Source organism: Paenibacillus sp. FSL K6-2524, assembly GCF_038005525.1.
Lineage (GTDB): Bacteria > Bacillota > Bacilli > Paenibacillales > Paenibacillaceae > Fontibacillus > Fontibacillus anaericanus.
Genome location: NZ_JBBOSP010000001.1, coordinates 3,526,578 through 3,545,064, shown reverse-complemented (window position 1 = coordinate 3,545,064; position 18,487 = coordinate 3,526,578). Strand labels below are relative to the sequence as shown.

At 41.4% G+C, this 18,487-nt stretch carries 18 protein-coding genes; 10 read left to right on the top strand and 8 right to left on the bottom strand.

Annotation, left to right across the window (positions count from 1 at the left end; genetic code table 11):
* Positions 1-33 precede the first annotated feature (33 nt).
* Positions 34-1,359 (bottom strand): FAD-dependent oxidoreductase, encoded by a 1,326-nt coding sequence (locus NST85_RS16260; RefSeq protein WP_341189803.1) that lies wholly within the window; start codon positions 1,357-1,359, stop codon positions 34-36.
* Between the two features lie 241 nt (positions 1,360-1,600).
* Here NST85_RS16260 and NST85_RS16255 point away from each other — a divergent pair, with 241 nt between their 5' ends.
* From NST85_RS16255 to NST85_RS16235, 5 genes are all read left to right on the top strand, one after another.
* Positions 1,601-2,023, top strand: a complete 423-nt coding sequence (locus NST85_RS16255; RefSeq protein WP_127190455.1) for a cell wall hydrolase — start codon at positions 1,601-1,603, stop codon at positions 2,021-2,023.
* Positions 2,024-2,070: 47 nt separating this feature from the next.
* Positions 2,071-2,541 carry a spore coat protein GerQ gene (gene gerQ / locus NST85_RS16250; RefSeq protein ID WP_127190454.1) on the top strand — a complete coding sequence of 157 codons (471 nt, stop codon included), beginning with the start codon at positions 2,071-2,073 and terminating at the stop codon, positions 2,539-2,541.
* Between the two features lie 947 nt (positions 2,542-3,488).
* Positions 3,489-4,130 (top strand): hypothetical protein, encoded by a 642-nt coding sequence (locus NST85_RS16245; RefSeq protein WP_127190453.1) that lies wholly within the window; start codon positions 3,489-3,491, stop codon positions 4,128-4,130.
* Positions 4,131-4,209: 79 nt separating this feature from the next.
* Positions 4,210-4,749: a sigma-70 family RNA polymerase sigma factor gene (locus tag NST85_RS16240; RefSeq protein WP_127190452.1), complete on the top strand. Its 540-nt coding sequence runs from the start codon at positions 4,210-4,212 to the stop codon at positions 4,747-4,749.
* The gene (locus tag NST85_RS16235) at positions 4,742-6,088 is read left to right on the top strand and encodes a DUF4179 domain-containing protein (protein ID WP_127190451.1); all 1,347 of its coding nucleotides are present in this window, start codon (positions 4,742-4,744) and stop codon (positions 6,086-6,088) included. The genes NST85_RS16240 and NST85_RS16235 overlap by 8 nt, the downstream gene beginning before the upstream one ends.
* A gap of 53 nt (positions 6,089-6,141) precedes the next feature.
* Here NST85_RS16235 and NST85_RS16230 read toward each other — a convergent pair whose 3' ends face one another.
* The 3 genes from NST85_RS16230 to NST85_RS16220 are packed head-to-tail and all read right to left on the bottom strand — an operon-like array spanning position 6,142 to position 8,025.
* On the bottom strand, positions 6,142-6,789 hold the full coding sequence (locus NST85_RS16230; RefSeq protein ID WP_341189802.1) for an ABC-2 transporter permease: 648 nt from the start codon (positions 6,787-6,789) through the stop codon (positions 6,142-6,144).
* Positions 6,779-7,645, bottom strand: coding sequence for an ABC transporter ATP-binding protein (locus NST85_RS16225; RefSeq protein ID WP_127190755.1), 867 nt, complete (start codon positions 7,643-7,645; stop codon positions 6,779-6,781). Before NST85_RS16225 ends, NST85_RS16230 begins: the two co-directional genes overlap by 11 nt.
* Positions 7,645-8,025, bottom strand: a complete 381-nt coding sequence (locus NST85_RS16220; RefSeq protein ID WP_127190449.1) for a GntR family transcriptional regulator — start codon at positions 8,023-8,025, stop codon at positions 7,645-7,647. The genes NST85_RS16225 and NST85_RS16220 overlap by 1 nt, the downstream gene beginning before the upstream one ends.
* Before the next feature lie 339 nt (positions 8,026-8,364).
* Here NST85_RS16220 and NST85_RS16215 point away from each other — a divergent pair, with 339 nt between their 5' ends.
* A complete protein-coding gene (locus tag NST85_RS16215; protein ID WP_127190448.1) occupies positions 8,365-9,684 on the top strand; it encodes a hemolysin family protein in 1,320 nt (439 codons plus the stop codon).
* Positions 9,685-9,745: 61 nt separating this feature from the next.
* Here the strand turns inward: NST85_RS16215 and NST85_RS16210 are convergent, their stop codons facing one another.
* Both NST85_RS16210 and NST85_RS16205 read right to left on the bottom strand, forming a co-directional pair.
* Positions 9,746-10,567, bottom strand: a complete 822-nt coding sequence (locus NST85_RS16210; RefSeq protein ID WP_341189801.1) for a DUF4367 domain-containing protein — start codon at positions 10,565-10,567, stop codon at positions 9,746-9,748.
* Entirely contained in the window at positions 10,530-11,135 is a 606-nt protein-coding gene (locus NST85_RS16205; protein ID WP_127190446.1) for an RNA polymerase sigma factor, read from the bottom strand. The genes NST85_RS16210 and NST85_RS16205 overlap by 38 nt, the downstream gene beginning before the upstream one ends.
* 236 nt (positions 11,136-11,371) lie before the next feature.
* Between NST85_RS16205 and NST85_RS16200 the strand changes: the two genes are divergently transcribed.
* From NST85_RS16200 to NST85_RS16190, 3 genes are all read left to right on the top strand, one after another.
* Positions 11,372-12,565, top strand: a complete 1,194-nt coding sequence (locus tag NST85_RS16200; RefSeq protein WP_127190445.1) for an MFS transporter — start codon at positions 11,372-11,374, stop codon at positions 12,563-12,565.
* Between the two features lie 548 nt (positions 12,566-13,113).
* Positions 13,114-13,557 (top strand): MarR family winged helix-turn-helix transcriptional regulator, encoded by a 444-nt coding sequence (locus NST85_RS16195; RefSeq protein ID WP_127190444.1) that lies wholly within the window; start codon positions 13,114-13,116, stop codon positions 13,555-13,557.
* A gap of 23 nt (positions 13,558-13,580) precedes the next feature.
* Positions 13,581-15,209, top strand: coding sequence for an MDR family MFS transporter (locus NST85_RS16190; RefSeq protein ID WP_341189800.1), 1,629 nt, complete (start codon positions 13,581-13,583; stop codon positions 15,207-15,209).
* Positions 15,210-15,345: 136 nt separating this feature from the next.
* Here the strand turns inward: NST85_RS16190 and NST85_RS16185 are convergent, their stop codons facing one another.
* The gene (locus tag NST85_RS16185) at positions 15,346-16,578 is read right to left on the bottom strand and encodes an aminopeptidase (RefSeq protein ID WP_127190442.1); all 1,233 of its coding nucleotides are present in this window, start codon (positions 16,576-16,578) and stop codon (positions 15,346-15,348) included.
* Between the two features lie 86 nt (positions 16,579-16,664).
* The gene (locus NST85_RS16180; RefSeq protein ID WP_127190441.1) at positions 16,665-18,020 is read right to left on the bottom strand and encodes a TrkH family potassium uptake protein; all 1,356 of its coding nucleotides are present in this window, start codon (positions 18,018-18,020) and stop codon (positions 16,665-16,667) included.
* Positions 18,021-18,183: 163 nt separating this feature from the next.
* Between NST85_RS16180 and NST85_RS16175 the strand changes: the two genes are divergently transcribed.
* Positions 18,184-18,450: a hypothetical protein gene (locus NST85_RS16175; protein WP_211350029.1), complete on the top strand. Its 267-nt coding sequence runs from the start codon at positions 18,184-18,186 to the stop codon at positions 18,448-18,450.
* The last annotated feature ends 37 nt before the right edge of the window (positions 18,451-18,487 follow it).

Genomic DNA, 18,487 nt, shown 5'->3' with positions numbered 1-18,487 from the left:
CGAGTATGAATGAATAAGAATGAGTCCGTCCGTTTAGTAAGCCACTGACTTGATGTCTGCAAGTTCCTTCAATAGAAGTCCTGCAACGTTACGTCCACTGGAGAATGCCCGCTCCGCTAATTCGCCTTTGCCTTCGCAGCCATCACCACAGAAGAGAAAAGGGACCTCAGCAATTTGGCTGGGTACAAGCCTATTCTCGTGTATATTCTTTACGCTAGACACCATCGCTTTTTTAGATACCCGTTTGACTTCCACAAATTCACGCCAATCCGGATAGTATTGATCGAATAGTGCTTCCATCTTCTGTGTTTTACCTTCCAGGTACTCTTTCCTTTGTTCATCATCCATACAATCATCGTTTAAATAGGCGATACCTTGCAGAAGTTGACCGGTTGGTGGAGCTACGGTGTGATCCGTTGCTGACACATCGCTGATGAATATTTTGTTATCCATATCACTAATGTAGTGAAAAGGTCGGGAGACTACTTTAGAGAAACCGACATCGTACACCAGCACCTCAGTTGAGGTATTGTTTCTGTACGGCTCTAAGAACGGTAACCACGATGAACCTTCAAGCAACTTAATAACCTGTTGAGAAGGCATTGCGAAAATGACCTGATCAAATACTAGTCCTTGACGTGTCTTCGTATTAAGTAAGTACTTGCCATTCTCCTGTGTTATGGATTCGACTCCTTCTTTCAATGCGATATCCCAGTGCTCATTATGGTTGATCTTTTCAATAAGCTGATCCGTAATTGTAGCCCAACTTCCGAGAATATAATTTACCGGTTTATGCGAGAGAAAGAGGTTGTGGTAATACTCGGCGATCACCTCACCAGATACCTTTCTGGCATCTTTGGGTGCAATGAAGAAGTTAGAGCTGACTAAATGCTCCCATAATTCCTTAACATCCGCAGAGGCATGGGAGTGATCTAAGTATTCACCAAGTGTTTTATAATTTTTCAATTGATGAATGTTAGCAACAACGGCGGCAATTTCTGCTACAAATCTTACTTTCTCAAAAGGTTTTAATACATTGGTCTTCAAGATGTTAACAAAATCAAGAGGGGCGGGGGTCAGATGTCCATGCTTTGCATACACCACTTTACGCTTGTCTACCTGTTTGCTCTGGAATTGAAGTTTCAACTCCTGCTCCATATGCTGTAGCGTATGTCTGTCAATTCCATAAACCGCATGGGCTCCATAATTGAGCGTGAACCCCGATTTCTGGTACGTAAATGCACGGCCGCCTAGCTGCGGACTTCGTTCAAACACTGTGCCTTCCGTTCCAAAGTTGTCGGATAAATATGCAGCAGCTGTCAAACCAGCAAGGCCACCACCAATAATTGCAATCTTCATACGTCGTACCTCCCAATAGTATTGTGAAGCGCAGCCTAAAGCGCTCCTCGCAACAGTGTGGCTCTGGGTGTGATCCTGGCCCAAAGCATGGATTCACTATCAGTATATGCTATTCATGTAAGCGCGTCCATAGAAACAGACACAAAATGTTCAATATTGTAACCGCATTCAGTACAGTCACCGATATAGGCATACGCACATAGAATAGAGCGTTGAGATAAGAATGAAGGAGGAACTCTTCTTGGCTGTTATAAAAGCGAATTCCGAGCAGGTCAAAATGTTAGCTCGACTGATGCGTGCTGAGGCGGAAGGGGAAGGCGAGTTAGGGATGTTAATGGTCGGGAATGTTGGTGTCAATCGAATTCTGGGCAATTGCCTTGATTTCAGAAATATCAGAAGTATCCCGGATATGGTGTTTCAAAGTCCAGGAGGATTTGAAGCTACTCAAAAGGGTTATTTCTACCAAGCTGCCCGTGATTCTGACATTCGGCTAGCCCAGCGAGTCATTAATGGAGAACGATCACATCCAGCTAGCAATTCACTCTGGTTCTTTAGACCAGAAGGAGATTGCCCGGCTACCTGGTATAACCAGCAGAATACCGGACGATTTAAAGCTCATTGCTTCTTTGCCCCTACGCAAGGTGATTGTCCCGCAGTTTATTAATTATTTTATTTTAACAATAAACATGTAAAATCGAGGAGGAATAATGAATGTTTAATCAACAATACAGCCCGGTGCAGTACAGAATTGGAAACAACCCGTACATGAATCAAGGTGGACAAATGAATCAAGGGGGGCAAATGGGTCATATGGGTCATATGGGCCAAATGGGTCAGATGACCACTATGCCACCGCAAGTTCCAAGCGGAAGCCCTATGACACCTTCTGGTCAAGTGACTCCGGTACAATTACCTGTTTTTGAGCAATCTTATATTGAGAATATTTTACGCCTGAACTTAGGCAAAGTTGGAACCTTTTATATGACTTACGAGAATAACTCCCAGTGGAATGCTAAAATTTTCAAAGGTGTACTGGAGGCAGCTGGCCGCGACCATATCATCATTAGTGATCCGAAAACTGGAGTAAGAACGATTCTGCTTATGATCAATCTGGATTATGCTACATTTGATGAACCACTAGTGTATGAATATCCTGGTACGATTGGTAACCCTGTAAGATAACTTCATAAAAAATAAGCCTCCTTGGCAGCAAGGGGGCTCTAAAATAGCCAATACACTTTTGTGTGGGATAACGCTACGATAACGGATTATCCTTACGGACGCTTGTGCTTCTCCAGGACAATTCCGTTACCTTCGTTACTTCGAACATTTCCTTGTCTTTTACAGGATCAACCCCATAATCACCGGCTGATGTATACAGACATCAATCTAAGGGAACTAGCAGCCCTTATTCTGAGTTTTGAAGCTCAAAAAAATTTCTAACGGAATTGAGAGATTTTATTTATTCCAAATGATGCTTTAATGCATGAATAAGGTGAAATAACGTCTGCTGGTTCCGTTAGAATCCAGAATAGTGGAATAAACCGTAAATTAGATTGCTGAGTTCCGTTACATCGACTTGCAATCAACTTCGATTGTTGGTCAAGCGCTAGTTTTGGTTTTGTACCCTTTTACAAGTGTGGCTTTGTCTAGAGGCATTCTTTTCGCAATCTATTCGTGCGAAAGAGGCCTCTTTTTCGTATAATAAAGGTATCAAATTCAGTCAAAACGGGGATTCGAAAGCATATCACATCAATGAAGAAATGCAAGATCACTTTAATTCGAAATTTGAAGAACCTACTGAAGATGAGGTTTGTACATGGGTTTGGATTTTCATACCTTCTTTACTTCCTTAATACAATAATCCTTGGACTATTCAGTCAAAAATATAAACACGTCAGTAAAAAGTTAATAACATCAAATAGCTTTAGGATTCTTTTTTTGGTGTCAGTTTATGTTGTGTGTATTCCTTTTATCAAAGGGGAAAACCCATTCTAAATTGGAAGTTCACTACCCTAGGCTGTCGGATAACCGGTAGTCCTTTTTTATGTAAACGGGCGGCCCAGTGGAAAGATGATTGTGCAGGAAATGGAATAATGAGGTAAAGTTGTATTAGAGGGGGCTTCATATTGAAAAGATATCGCTTCATCACGTTATTAATGGTTATTATGTTTACATTTCTGATGGTTATCGGTTGTAGCAAGGCAGATGAACCTAGTGGTAATGAGAAGATCGCTTACATCTCGGCAAAAGAAAATTCACAATACGAAAAGACCTTCAAAGATTTAAACCTCGGTGTTCTATACGATTATCACTTGAAATTGCCGCAAGCTGATAAATCTTGGGTGAAGATTTGGGTCGAGAGCTATAAGAATGGAGAGAAGATGGATCCTTTCCACGTAGAAGAACTTTCATATGGCAATAATCCTGCTCCGAGTGTCGAGGGGCCTATGGGCTTTGGAATCATTAATACAAATGCAGAAAAACCTTTATTTTTCTTATACAGTTCGGATGCCTCAATTCCACCACATGAAATAGAGAATGTCTTAAATCAAGAGGGTGTACGGGGAAGCCTTTGGGATTATGCCATTGGAAAAGAAGAAGTTGCTCTAGAATCTGGAGAAACGCTAGTCTTAGGGGTTTACCGCCAATTTAAAGAATCATTTCGACCTTATGACTACCAAGATAACGATCAAATAACCCAAATGATTAACGAGGATATGACGGTGCTGTTACTTAAAATTAGAGTCGAGTTAAGTAGCCAACCCTAACATTTCATAATTTAGGAAAACCGTTTGGCGGTCTGCCGAGTCTAATAATATAGAAGCATAGCGGCAGGAGAGGAAATACATGAATAACGATTTGCTGGCACTTGCAGCTAAACGTGGCGATGATGCTGCTTTCTACAGCCTCATTACTCAATATGAGGAGAAACTGTATCGGATCGCCTATACTTATCTGAAGAATGAGACCGATGCGCTGGAAGCTGTACAGGAAGTAACATGTCGTGCGTATATGCAGATACGTAAATTGAAAGAGCCTAATTATTTCGGGAGTTGGCTGATTCGTATTCTGATGAATTACTGTGCCGATGAACTCAAGAAGCGGGAGCGTAGACAGGGAGGACGACAGCCCTCATCTACCTCCATAGAGCCCCATTTGGGAAGCGGTGAAACTGCACTGCTTGAGAAAATGCTACTCGAATCGGCGGTTGAACAGTTGGATGCCAACTATCAGAAAGTCATTCAACTGAAATATTATCACGATCTGACCATTACGGAGATTGCAAGAACACTGGAGAAACCGGAAGGAACAATTAAAACTTGGTTACATAAAGCCCTTGGTGGACTACGCAAACGACTGGAGAAGGACGGTGAACCTTATGCATGAGAATCACGAAGATAACGAGCAGGAGTGGCCAGAACTTACGGCGATGAAAGGGCATGTGGATGAGATTACCATCCCATCCGAAGTGAAGCTGGCGGTAGCTAACGGCATGTCGCTCGGTAGGAAACGCAAAAGACGGCGGATGATGGCGCGAATTACTACCTTCAGTGCGTGCCTACTGGTTCTGGCATCTGTAGCTTCGGTCCGTTTCTCTCCCGTTGTGGCGGCTTATGTCGGTGACATACCCGGACTCCGGTCGCTTGTTCAGCTTATCAATTCCGATAAGGGTCTCACACTCGCCTTGGAAAATAATTATATGCAGCCGGTTGGCCTATCGGATGAGCATGACGGTATCAAACTCACGGTAGATGGATTTCTAGCCGATGAATCTCGGGTTATCGTATTCTACACTTTGTACAACATGGACGGGCGAAAGCAGGCCGTAAATCTGCAAGAAGTGAAATTGATGAATAACGAAGAAACATCTGTCGCATTCGGTTCGTCGTATTTCAATGAAGATTGGGAGAGCAAACAAGGAACGATCGACTTTAATATACATGAAGGAGCAGATATCCCTGACACCCTGGATCTGGAACTTAAGGTCGGCAAGGATAGAGAGACAGCGGGGAATGGTCCAGTCTGGAAGTATGTAATCCCTGTTGATAAGAGCAAATTTGAGGGATTGAAGGAAACGTATGATATCAATGAAACGGTGAGCATTGAAGGACAGTGCATAACTTTTGGGACAATGACCGTCTACCCGACTCGGATCGGGCTAGAGGTAACTTACGACCCATCCAACACGAAGGAGCTATTTGCCTTTGATGATATTCGGATTGAAGATGAGCAAGGCGAAACGTTTGGTACGATCAATAACGGCATATCCGCTACGTTAATTGATGAGAATAGACAGGTACTCTATTTCCAGAGTAACTATTTCCGACAACCAAACCAGCTATATTTACGAGCTAATAGTATCCGTGCTCTCGATAAGAGCAAGCTTGAGGTACTAGTTGATCTCGATCGTAAGGAACTGCTCTCTCAGCCAGATGATCGGCTCACATTTGATCAAGCCGGCATCACTCAGAAAGACGGACATAACACGCTTACCTTCCATCTAAAGAATGACGATCCACTTGATGAGAATCGAACGTACAGCTTATTCGAGAACAGTTACAGTGATGCGACGGGACAATTATACGATTCGAACGGAAGTGGAGGTACTTCCGACGGAAATGTGTACCAGTATATCAAGAAAGCAGACTATCAAAGTCCGTTAAAGCTCACGATCTCCGATTACCCGTCCCGGATTCACGGTGACATTAATTTAAGAATCAAATAACGGTATGCGAAAGGGCTAATCCTGTGAAGGACCAGCCCTTTTTTTGATTTCACTTATAGATTCTTTTTCGCATAGATTTGTTTAGATAGTAGCATGGATATAAAGGTAATCAAAAGTGATATCAAGTAAAGAAGACATACTTGGATAATATGGGGAAGAGGAAGCATGATACTCATCTCCAGATTATGTGATTGAAGCCACTGAACGATAGTAGGGAATATAAATGGCGTCAGAAATACAACAAAAAAGAAAAACATCTTCGTTTTTTCATAGCCGAACTTAAATTGAACAGGTATTAGAACACCGAAGAAGAAGCTGAGTGTCAGAAGCGATATCCCGACATTCGTAATATTCAATCTCTCTAGGCCTAGCGGTGTTACGGATGCTGTAAGCGTATATGTAATAAGGCTGATGATAAATATAACCAGGACAAAGAGATATTTGGCTCTGACTACAGCATCCCGCGTGTACGGGGTAGTACAAAGTAATGCGGAACCTTTATATTTGTCTTCTGCCATGGACACGGAATTGAAGATAATGTATTCCAAGAATAGAACAGTGATCAGGAAGCCAATAAAGCTTCCATTTAGAAATTTTAATTCTGAAGAGATAAATATAGGTCCAACAATGGCGAAAATGAACATAATGAGTAGATATTTTTTTACAATGAGTAAATCTTTTCGCACAAGACTAATTAACATGTTGGTGACCCCCTATATGTGCCAGCATAATCTGTTCTATGGTTGGCTTTTCTATGACTACATCCTTCATATGTTGACGCACAATGTGGATGTCGTGAGTAATACCTTCAAATCCGTATGTAGTTTCACGTAGGGTTAAGAATAATTTCCGCGTTTGTTCATTTAATAACCTAGTATCGCCCTTCACTATGGCATGCGTTTCTAGCAACTGATCTTTCTCCTCGTTAAATAGAATGTTCCCTTTATCAATTAAAATAAGCATATCCGCTATTCTATCCAAGTCAGAAGTGATATGAGTCGAGAAGAATACACTTTTGCCTTCTTCTTTCATGAAGTCTAGTAGTATATCCATTAGTTCACTTCGCACCAAGGGATCAAGCCCACTAGTTGGCTCGTCCATAATTAATAGATCCGCATGATGAGATAATGCTAATGCTATAGCGTACTTCATCCGCATTCCTTTAGATAAAGTAGATATCTTCTGGTTAACTTGTAATTTGAACTTATTCATATAGCTCTGGAAAATAGCATCGTCCCAATTCGTATAGGCAGGGGCAATAACACTCTTCATTTCTTTTAGCGTCATCTCCTCATAGAAATAACCATCATCTAGGACCACGCCGATCCGGTTCTTTAGTTCTCGTTCATGATCAGCCAGCTCTTTACCAAGGAATGTAATGCTGCCTGTATCTTTAAGAATGAGCCCAAGGATTGTTTTGATCGTTGTTGTCTTCCCCGAGCCATTAATACCGATGAAACCAGTAATACAACCCTCTTTGAGTGAGAAATTCACATGATTCAAATTAAAATTTGCAAAAGACTTACTAAGATCACTTACTTCTAAAATGGTATCCATCATTCATTCTCCTCTTCGAAAAGTAGGTCCATCATGGAATAGAGTTCTTCTTTATTAATTCCTAAAGTTCGAGCCATTGTCCAGGCTTCTACTAGCTTGGATTCCACCATAAGTCGTTTGGATTCAGCTAGTAGCTCTAAGTTTTCTGAGGCTACATAAGTACCTTTTCCAACTTTGGTAACGATATAGCCTTCGGTTTCAAGCTCTGCGTAGACTCTCTTAGTCGTAAGTACGCTCACATGCAAATCCGTCGCTAAGGACCGGATAGAGGGGAGTAATTCTCCTTCTTGTAGTTCATTGCTTAGGATTGCATCCTTGATTTGATCTTTGATTTGTTGATATAAAGGTTGATCTGATGCATTTTTAATTATTATTTTCATCGAATACCTCCAGCGACAATAAGCACTAATCCAACTGTGTATTAACTACATGCACACCATACACACTAACACTATAATCCAATATTTTATAAATTTCAAGGGGAAGAATAATATTAAACGGCTAACAGTCCCCTAAAATTAAAAAGGCTGTCACGCCCGTACCTGAGTCATACGGAAGGGTTTGACTGTGTAGTGTATAATATAATATATAATGCGAGGAGATGAATCCATTGGGAAATTGACGATATATAAGAATAACCAACAACCATATCTTTATCATTACAAACCACGAAGGAGGTGCACCTATTCTCTGCAATTTAGGCGGGAATAGGAAATGTATTGAGTGACCCTTTGCCGAGTCTTTTTCAATTAGGATTGATGGTGTTACTGGTTCTACTTAACGGATTTTTTGTATCGGCTGAGTTTGCAATTGTCAAAATCAAGAGTGGCCGTATCGATAATCTGGCTGAAGAAGGACGTAAAAGTGCTATCATTGTCCAAAGTTTACTGAACAATCTTGACGGATATTTATCAGCTTGCCAAGTAGGTATTACACTGTGTTCGCTTGGACTTGGTTGGCTAGGAGAGCCTGTAGTAGCAACGATGCTCTACCCGCTATTCGAAATGCTTGGTTTTAGCGAGAAACCGCTACACATTGTCTCGCTCGCCGTTGCTTTTATGCTAATTGCGTTATTGCATATCGTGCTTGGTGAATTGGCACCTAAGACTATTGCTGTTCGAAAGGCCGAGACGATCACGTTATTGTTGGCTAGGCCGATGAAGTTGTTCTATCTACTGATGTATCCGTTCATCTGGGTACTTAATGTTCTATCTTCAGCTTTACTTAAACTGTTTGGGATCAAACGGGATTCGGGGCTAGATTCCTTGCATACGGAAGAGGAAATCCGAATCATGATGAAAGAGAGCAGTGAGAGCGGGCTGATCGACAGCGCAGAAATGTCGTTAGTCGATAACATATTTGAATTTGGGGATACCACCGCTCGGGAGATTATGATCCCTCGGACGGAAATGATTTGTTTATACACCCGACATTCATTAGATGAAAACTTGGAAATTGCTCTGGAAGGAACTCGAACGCGTTATCCAGTGTGCAATCACGATAAAGATCATATTATAGGTTTTCTTCATATTAAAGATTTGATCCGTTCGAATACTTCAGACTACCTAGAATTACTTCGTCCTATCATGGCTGTACCGGAATCGATTCACATCAGTGATCTGATGAAACGAATGCAGCGAGGAAGAACTCAAATCGCGATCTTGATCGATGAATACGGTGGTACCTCAGGTATGGTAACACTTGAGGACATTGTGGAAGAGATTGTAGGTGAGATTCAGGACGAATTCGATGAAGAACGACCTGGTATCGAGCAACTTGGGGAAGATTCTTATTCAATTGATGGACTTATGTTAATTGAATCAATTAATGATCGTTTTGGCTTATCATTAGACTCAGAAGATTATGATACGATTGGCGGATGGTTATATTCGCGAATTGAAATATTACCTCCACAGATCGGAGCATCCGTTCATTATGAGGGAGATCTATACGTAGTAGAAGAGACCGACAACAAGCGAATTGCTCGTGTCAAACTACTCAAACAGCATTATATTCCCATACAAGAAGCTGGTGCGTAGCACCGCTATATAATAAATAACGGGTGTCCCAATTAATATAGGGACACCCGTTATTTGATATTTATTTAAAGTTGTTAGCGATTTGCAGCAATTCTTCCTTATCGACATTCCCAAAGACTTTGACAAGTACGTTCCCTATAGTAAAGGTTAAGGAAGAAAATCTACCAGCTTCATAATAAGCGATCGTATCATTATCTAATATGAGCGTTTCTGTATGTTCATCTGTTATAGAAGTAATCGTCTCGTTCTCATGGATGAGATTAAATAACATTCTGAGCTGCTCGTCCTCAAGACTAAAATATCTTATATACAAGCTATCAGCTTGTCCTTGATTAGGTGGATCCATTAATTCCACAGTTTCCAAGCTGAATCGATCAGGGATATACGTGATCTCTGGGAGATCAAAAGGCAATACCTCTCTAGCTTCATCCATGCTTATCGAAACAGGAGTATAACTACCTGATGCAATAAGTTCAGCCTTGGGTGGACTCTCTTCCATCTCGGCTTCCGGTGGGGGTGGTGTCTTCGCCTTTGCCTCATCACCTTGACTAGTATTATTTCCGAAGACTAGTTTGTTCATTCCGTCACCCCAGTTTGTCATTTTCTGATAGATGGGGGAGACGGCTTGAGTTAATAGTGGTTGGCTGAACAGCATGCCACCTATGATCATCGAAGTAGCAGCAAGGATTGCTAAGCGAAAACGCTGATGCCGCTTCCGACGTCTCTTTTCAAGCTTAATCCGCTGTTGAACGGTTTGCCAAGATTTTTGCTTATCAGCCATGGAATATAAGGAAGATGTTTGGGTGGCTTTGTCAAAAGCCTCCTCAAAGAGTTCTTCATATTCTTCAGGATAATCGGGATTCCACGGATCGGATGGTTTCATGATCATTACCCCACTCTCTGAACAGCATCTTTTTGATTCCTTCACGCGTACGATAAAGCCGTTGTCTAACAACATCTTCGCAAATATTGAGCTGCTCGGCTATTTCCTTATAGCTCATCCCCTGTTTCCACCGGTATTCCATCAGTAGTCTATATTCGGGCTTTAACTTATGTAGATATTTCATAATGGATTCTTCCATCATTTTGATTTCTATAGTTCGCTCAACTGAAGGTTCATTAGAGACTAGAGGCTCTATATCCATATAGACACTTTCAATGTCAACATGGTTACGAAATTTTTTGTTTTTTCGCAAAAAATTTATTGTAGAATTTCTAGCCACTACTTTCATCCAAGCTCGCATGATAGTTTCCTTATCAAATGTCGGCATTTTGTGGATTACCTTGAGGAAGGATTCCTGAATGATATCCTCCGTTATTTGATGGTCTTTGACGATATAGTGGATCGTCCCATATACAAAATCATAATAGGCATAATAAACTTCTTCCTGAACATGATCGGTCAGGTCGTGAAAGTTTGTTGTTAGTAGCCATTCCAACCGTTCCGGCATGGTAGTCTCCTCTCTATCTATAGCGACAAGTATTTTGATTCTCTCTTATTCATCTTACCTCATTTGAATACCTAAAGGTAGGTTTTCCCATGTGATTAGACCTTAATATTAGAAATAGTAGGAGAGGGTGACGCATCGATCACTTTCATCTACAATAGAGAGGTTGGTCATCGATTACATAGAATAATGATGCTCCGGTTACATAAGGACCACTTTGCATCGTGGAAGGAGTACAAATGAAGACTTTAGTATGGATGGGCAGTTGGTCATATTTACTGATCGGTCTCGCCCATGTAGTCGTCGGTTCGTTGATGCCGGACCTACTTCAGTATTACGGAAAGGATTATAGCGCAGGAGGTAGCTTGATCTTTGCCCAATTCTCAGGATTCCTTATAGGTGTCTCTCTATCACCATTCATTCTTTCGAAGTTTGGTAAAAGAACGGGATTGATCATTGCAATTGGCTTGTTGTGTTTAGCAGAGTTATGTTACACCATGCTCCCACCTTGGGAATGGATGTATGTCGTTGGTTCACTAGCAGGTTTTGGATTCGGTATGATAGAAGCGGTAATCGGGACACTAATTATAGTAGCAATAACGGAGGGAACAGCCATCGCCATGAGTCGGTTGGAAGTTTTCTTTGGGATTGGAGCTTTAGTCATGCCACTATTAGCGGGTGTTCTTATTCAGGCCGAATTGTGGAGATATTCGTTCTTATTCGTCTCTTTAATGGCATTGGTCATGTTCATCGTCTGGTATAAGAAGAACTTTGGAGAACTGAACAAGCTACTAGACACTAAGGAAGAAACAAAGAAAGAGAAGAAGAGCTTTTTCTCTCAATATCGAGGTGTCCGAGGACTACTCTTAATCGTGTTTATCGTTTTCTTCTTTCTTTATGTAGGGATGGAGATGAGTTTTGTTAATTTTCTTCCGTCACTACTGATTGAGAAACTAGGTACTGATAAATCAACAGCAGCCTTCAGCGTAACCCTGTTCTGGATCGCGATGACTGTGGGGCGCTTCTTCTGTGGTTTCATAGCCGAGAAAATCTCTTATAGTCGATATGTCGTGTGGAGCTGTGCAATTAGTTTGGCGCTGTTTGCCCTATTCTCCATAGCAGAAGGACTAACTATGATGACAGTCCTGATTATGCTGATAGGACTATTTCTCTCCGGTTTGTTCTCTATTGCGCTCGTCTTTGCAAACAAACTGTTGCCTGGAGCAGAGGGGTCTACGCCAAGTATGTTGATCGCAGCCGGTGGAGTAGGAGGTGCAATACTGCCACTACTCATGGGTAAAGGAATGGATTTTGGTGGTGCTCAATTTTCATCTTGGATGCTTGCCACATTTATCGCTGCACTGACATTGCTTGGTATTGCAGCTATGATTATTCAGCGAACTCAGGTTCAAGTAATTTCAAATGAAAACTAATACAAGTACCGACCGATTAGTGCTTGATGGATTCATTCATCAATGAGATCAATGACGTTAATCTAAGGGAACCAGTAGCCCTTATTTTGAGTTGTGAGTGTCAAGAAGAATTTTAACGGAACTGAACGACGTTATTTCCTCAGGATGATGCTCTAATGCATCAATAATCATAAAATAACGTCTGCTGGTTCCGTTACAATCCAGAATAGTGGATTAAATCGCAAATAAGATCGCTGAGTTCCGTTACAGTGGTTTGCGTGCAATCATCTTTTTGGATTTGAGCCAACAAAAAAATAGTATAAGCATACAAACAGATCTCAACTGTAGCATTACGGTTGTGATCTGTTTGTTTTCTGTAATTGGACAAGTTTTCATGATCGTTTCATTCATTTATTTCTTGACTCAAAGTTTAAATCGAGATATATTGTTATACGGTTTAATAATTAATTAATAAGTAATTAACTACTTAATTAATTTTTAGATATAATAACAAGCAATAGCGAGCGTAGTCTCCCTTAATCGGAGCTATTCTTAAGGAGGAGCTAGGTTTGAATAAGAATGAAGTATTGTTTGAAGTGTCCTCGAACTTCCGAACCTTAGTAAAAAATATCTCAAAAGAGTGGAAGAAGAGTAACGAATACAATCTTAGCTTTGCCCAATTTAAGGCACTTTACAGGCTGAATAAGAGAGGGCCTCTGAAGGTATCCCAGCTTGCGGATTCGCTTGGCATCACACCTGCAGCAACTACGGGTGTTACGGATAAGTTACTTGCAGAGGGATATGTGAAGAGAGAACGAGCAGAGAATGATCGTAGAATCGTGTTTATCACCATTACGGAGAAAGGAGAAGAAATTATTAGAAAGGTAACGGAGAGTCAGAAGGAAACGATTCACATGTTCTTCGATGTATTACCTGAAGAGGACATTGAGCATTTGAGACGAATTTTCGGCAAAATGCTTTCAAGTATAGATCATACAGATCACACAGACTAAAAGAGAGATGGAGAGAGAATTTTATGGAGCATTTATCTAAAAAGCGTAAACTTTCAATTATGATTGCCATCATGGCAGCGATGTTCTTTGCTGCCATCAATCAGACGATAACAAGCACCGCGATGCCGCGGATTATCGCAATCCTTGATGGCATGGATTACTACACATGGACGATCAATATTTATTTATTGACGTCAACCATTGCTGCCATTCTTGTCGGGAAACTTTCCGATATGTTCGGACGTAAACCTTTTATATTAATCGGGATATTATTATTTATGGTGGGTGCCTTCTTAACAGGTACTTCTTCAGACGTTTATCAATTCATATTCTATCGTGGTATTCAAGGACTTGGTGCCGGGATCATTCAATCGACTGCATTTACGGCTGTAGGGGATTTGTTCGCACCTCGTGAGCGTGGTAAATGGATGGGACTTTTGACCGCAGTATTCGGTTTCTCTAGCGTAATTGGACCAACACTTGGCGGTTACTTAGTTGACCGTGTGGATTGGCACTGGTTATTCTGGATCTTCCTACCTCTTGGTATCGTAGCTTTCATCATGATCTTGACGTTATTTCCGAAGGGAGAACGCAAACCAGGGGAAAGTATCGATTACTTAGGTTCGCTATTCCTGACAACAACTATTGTACCGTTATTGCTCGCTTTCTCATGGGCTGGTACAGAATATCCATGGGCTTCAGGACAAATTATTGGACTTCTCGCAGTAACAGTAGTTTCGCTCATTATCTTCATCTTCATTGAGTCAAAGGCAAAGAATCCAGTACTTCCATTGCACTTATTCAAGAACAGTGTCATAACTGTTTCAAATATTATCGGGTTTATTATGAACTTTGGTTTAATGGGAGCCATGATTTATATTTCATTCTTTGTACAGGGCGTACTTGGAATTTCTGCAACCCTTTCGGGTTATGTAACGATGCCGATGTCTATCGTCATGGTTATCACTAGTGCAATAACTGGGCAACTGATTGCTAAAAGCGGTAAGTACAAACGTTATGCTGTAATAGGAATGCCAATCATGATCGTAGGTATGGGGATCATGGTCGTTATGAACAGTGTTGCGGTAGCCGTTCTTAGTATGATCGTGTTCGGACTTGGTCTTGGTCTCGGGATGCCAGTATTCTCATTGGCTACGCAAAATGCAGCGGCTCACAAAGATTTGGGTGTCGCAACAGCATCCTCTCAGTTGTTCCGTAACTTGGGTGGTACAATTGGTATCGCTGTGATGGGGACGGTTATGTCTAACAGTCTTGCCAAAAATCTTACAAATGCGATGCGTTCTTCAAACGCACCAGACTTCAGCACGCTGGATCCTAAGATAACAGAGCAAATGCTCTCCTTCGCAAATCCACGTATGCTGATGAATAAACCATTGATCGAACAGACTCAGGCTAGTCTGCCTGCAGATGCACAACCATTATTCGCACAAATGATCGCGAACATCCGCGAAGCACTTGGTAGTACGTTATCATCTGTATTCTTAACAGGTACCATCGTAATGGTCGTAGCATTCGTGCTTGTATTCTTCCTTAAAGAGCTTCCACTTCGGACATCGAATAAAGCTCCAAGTGAAGTAGCGCCAGAAGCAACTGGAGATGTAAATCCTGCGTTTGCTACTGAAAAAGCGTAAGGCACTTTAATAATTCTTAAGAAGCCCCAGACCAGCCCCGCAGGGATTGGTTTGGGGCTTCTTGCTGTGATGTGTAACAGAAAAAGGGTCAAGTCGGTGGATGTATCCACGACTTGACCCTTTTTAACATATAGTATTAGATTGCCCAGTTTCCGTTTGCAAAAATTTGTTCTTCCTTACCATCTTTAGTAATACCAAAAATGTTCATGTCGGCTGAACCAACCATAAAGTCTACATGAGTAAGGCTGTGATTAAGGCCATGCGCTTCTAATTCTTCTTGAGACATGGATTTACCGCCTTCAAGGTTAAATGCATAGGCATTCCCAATAGCCAAATGATTAGAAGCATTCTCATCAAAGAGGGTATTGTAGAATAGAATGCCGGATTGAGAAATAGGGGAGCCATGAGGAACAAGCGCTACTTCTCCTAGATAATGTGCTCCTTCATCCAGTTCAACGAGTTGTTTCAAGGTATCTTCGCCAACTTCGGCGCTAAAATCGACGATACGTCCTTTTTCAAACTTAATGGAGAAGCCGTCAATGATGTTACCATTGTAACTTAGTGGTTTTGTGCTAGCCACGGTGCCATTAACTCCTGTTTTGAGTGGAGCCGTAAACACTTCTTCTGTCGGAAGATTAGCGAGGAATGAGTTACCTTGCGCATTAATGCTATCAGCAGCAACCCATAGATGTCCTTGTGGTAACTCGATCGTAAGATCTGTTCCTTTGGCTAAGTAATGAAGAGCGTGATATCTCTTGTCATTTAGATATTGTGCTTTTGTATTAAGATTCGCGATATGCGCTTCCCAAGCTCCCAACGTATCCTCTTGATCAACCCGTACAGTACGGAATATAGCTTCCCACAGCGCGTCTACTTGTTGATCTTCCGGTAGATTAGGGAACACTTTAGCAGCCCAAGCCTTTGATGGAACAGCTACGATTGACCAACTGAATTTGTCAGACATTTGAAGTTGACGATATTTGGTCATAGCCTTACCATATGTGATTTGATGATTTGTTAGTCGTTCAGAAGATACGCCGTTGAGTAGATCTGGATCGGAAGAAATGACATGCAGCACAGCAGCACCCTTCTCTACTAATTCAAGCATTTCACCTGCATACCATTTAGGTTCGTCTAGGAATGACTCTTCAGCAGCCATATCGTAACGAAGACGTGTTACTGTATCGTCTGTCCAGTTGACTTTGACGGATCTTGCACCTGCTTCATAAGCTTGTTTAACAATAATACGCACCAATTCAGCAGAATCAATTGTCGCATTTACGATCAAAGTTTGACCCTTCTGAACATTAGCACCCACTTTTACTGCTAATTCAGCGTATTTCTCTAATTTTTCTTGAAAATGGGACATCTCTATTCCTCCAAATGTATAAAGTATCTTATCCTTACTATCTTACTACTATTGCAAAAAGCTATCCATCCATTTCCTATATTTTTTTAACCAATGGTTATTTTTCCTTCAGGATAGCGGTAAGGTTCTTTACTCGCTTTCGACGTAATTGCATACGCCAGTGTCAGCGGTCCAACACGACCTAAGAACATGACGAGACTGAGTAGAATTTTACTGATATCCGTTAACTTTGGTGTCAGATCAAGACTAAGACCTGCCGTAGCAAAGGCCGATGTTGTTTCAAATAAAAGCACAAGGAATCCACGATCCTCGAATACAGATAAAATCATGGCTACGAAAATAACAAGGAAGAGGGCCAACCAGGTTTGTGTTATGGCTCTTAAAATAGATTGTTTAGATATCCGCTTGCGGAAAAAGACGATGTCTTCTTTCCCTCTCACCATGGCATACATGGCTCCAAGTAGGATAGCGAATACCGTAACTTTGATCCCACCTCCTGTCGAGCCTGGTGCGGCTCCAATAAACATCAGCAATATGAGTAGGAACTGAGTAGATTGATTCATATCTGCAACACTGACGGTGCTTACACCCCCAGAACGCGCACTGATCGAGTGGAAGAAGGAAGCAAAAATGCTGTCTCCAAGTGACAAAGACTTGAGTGTAGCCGGATTAGTAATCTCCATCGTAAAAATCGCGAGAGCGCCGATCATAATGAGGGTAAACGACATGCTGAGCACTATCTTTGAATGTAACGATAACCTACGAGTGCTGCGGAAATTTAGTAAATCAGACATGACAATAAACCCAATGCCACCAAGGAAGATCAGGATCATGAACACAATATTGACGAAGGGGTCTCTAGCGTATGCGGTCAAACCAGTAAATGGACCCGTGATCATTCCAAATAATTCAAAACCGCCATTATTGAAAATAGAGATACTGTGAAACACACCGAAATAAATGGCTTGTGAAAGCGGCATATCGAGCGACCATCTTGTTGCTAGTAGTACGGCACCTACAGCCTCAATAACCAGTGAATATATCATCACCCGGCGGATCAGCGAGAATAGTCCTTCCATGGAGTTATGATTCATTGCTTCTTGTAGCACGAGACGTTCCCGTAGTGAGATGCGGCGGTTGAATGCTAATGCGATCAATGTACCCATAGCCATGAATCCGAGGCCACCAATTTGGGTAAGTGTTATTACAACAATCTGTCCGAACAAGGAGAACTGAGTGCCCGTATCGACGACCGCTAAACCCGTCACGCAAGTGGCAGAAGTAGCGGTGAAAAATGCGTCAATTAAATCGAGCTTTTGGCCATCTGCTGAGGAAATAGAGAGAGAAAGGAGGAAAGTACCGATCAAAATAATAACGGCAAATCCATAGGTTATGGTTTTAGCTGGGGTTATTGGATTCCAAGATTTGTTCGGCTTCGGCAATGCAATTCCACCTCGAATGAGTCAACTTGATATTAACGAAAAACATGATACGATATTGTAAGCAATAAATGACGCACCTAAACATCAAAATTTGATTATAGCCTAACTATGTCTAAAATTGTAGCATATTTAGGTAATAGTACTAGAAAAGGAGTCAAAAATTATGCAATTGAATATTATTACAGCGGAAATGAACAAGCAGGAGGACGGTACCTACATAGGGAAGACCGTGTTTCAGGTAGAAACACACAAAGTGAATTATGAGGTTACCTTCTTCAGTAAGCGAGGAAATGATTGGGATTACAGCCTGCATTTTGCTGGAGAGCCTGGTGATGAAGAGCAATTTCTTTTAGTTGATGCTTATATTGAACAGAATGATGAAGCTTTTGATAGTCTTCTAGATGCCGCTTGGGACAACCTGCCTGAATAACAGCAGGTTGTTTCTCTATTTGGTTGATAAAAGGAGG

Excerpts from the sequence above, each read along its gene's own strand:
- NST85_RS16220 (WP_127190449.1), bottom strand. The coding sequence starts at position 8,025 with ATGAAAATAATAATTAAAAATGCATCAGATCAACCTTTATATCAACAA.
- NST85_RS16235 (WP_127190451.1), top strand. The coding sequence starts at position 4,742 with ATGCATGAGAATCACGAAGATAACGAGCAGGAGTGGCCAGAACTTACG.
- NST85_RS16200 (WP_127190445.1), top strand. The coding sequence starts at position 11,372 with ATGAAGACTTTAGTATGGATGGGCAGTTGGTCATATTTACTGATCGGT.
- NST85_RS16260 (WP_341189803.1), bottom strand. The coding sequence starts at position 1,359 with ATGAAGATTGCAATTATTGGTGGTGGCCTTGCTGGTTTGACAGCTGCT.
- NST85_RS16205 (WP_127190446.1), bottom strand. The coding sequence starts at position 11,135 with ATGCCGGAACGGTTGGAATGGCTACTAACAACAAACTTTCACGACCTG.
- NST85_RS16225 (WP_127190755.1), bottom strand. The coding sequence starts at position 7,645 with ATGGATACCATTTTAGAAGTAAGTGATCTTAGTAAGTCTTTTGCAAAT.
- NST85_RS16210 (WP_341189801.1), bottom strand. The coding sequence starts at position 10,567 with ATGAAACCATCCGATCCGTGGAATCCCGATTATCCTGAAGAATATGAA.
- NST85_RS16190 (WP_341189800.1), top strand. The coding sequence starts at position 13,581 with ATGGAGCATTTATCTAAAAAGCGTAAACTTTCAATTATGATTGCCATC.
- NST85_RS16175 (WP_211350029.1), top strand. The coding sequence starts at position 18,184 with ATGCAATTGAATATTATTACAGCGGAAATGAACAAGCAGGAGGACGGT.
- NST85_RS16240 (WP_127190452.1), top strand. The coding sequence starts at position 4,210 with ATGAATAACGATTTGCTGGCACTTGCAGCTAAACGTGGCGATGATGCT.
- NST85_RS16185 (WP_127190442.1), bottom strand. The coding sequence starts at position 16,578 with ATGTCCCATTTTCAAGAAAAATTAGAGAAATACGCTGAATTAGCAGTA.
- gerQ (WP_127190454.1), top strand. The coding sequence starts at position 2,071 with ATGTTTAATCAACAATACAGCCCGGTGCAGTACAGAATTGGAAACAAC.
- NST85_RS16230 (WP_341189802.1), bottom strand. The coding sequence starts at position 6,789 with ATGTTAATTAGTCTTGTGCGAAAAGATTTACTCATTGTAAAAAAATAT.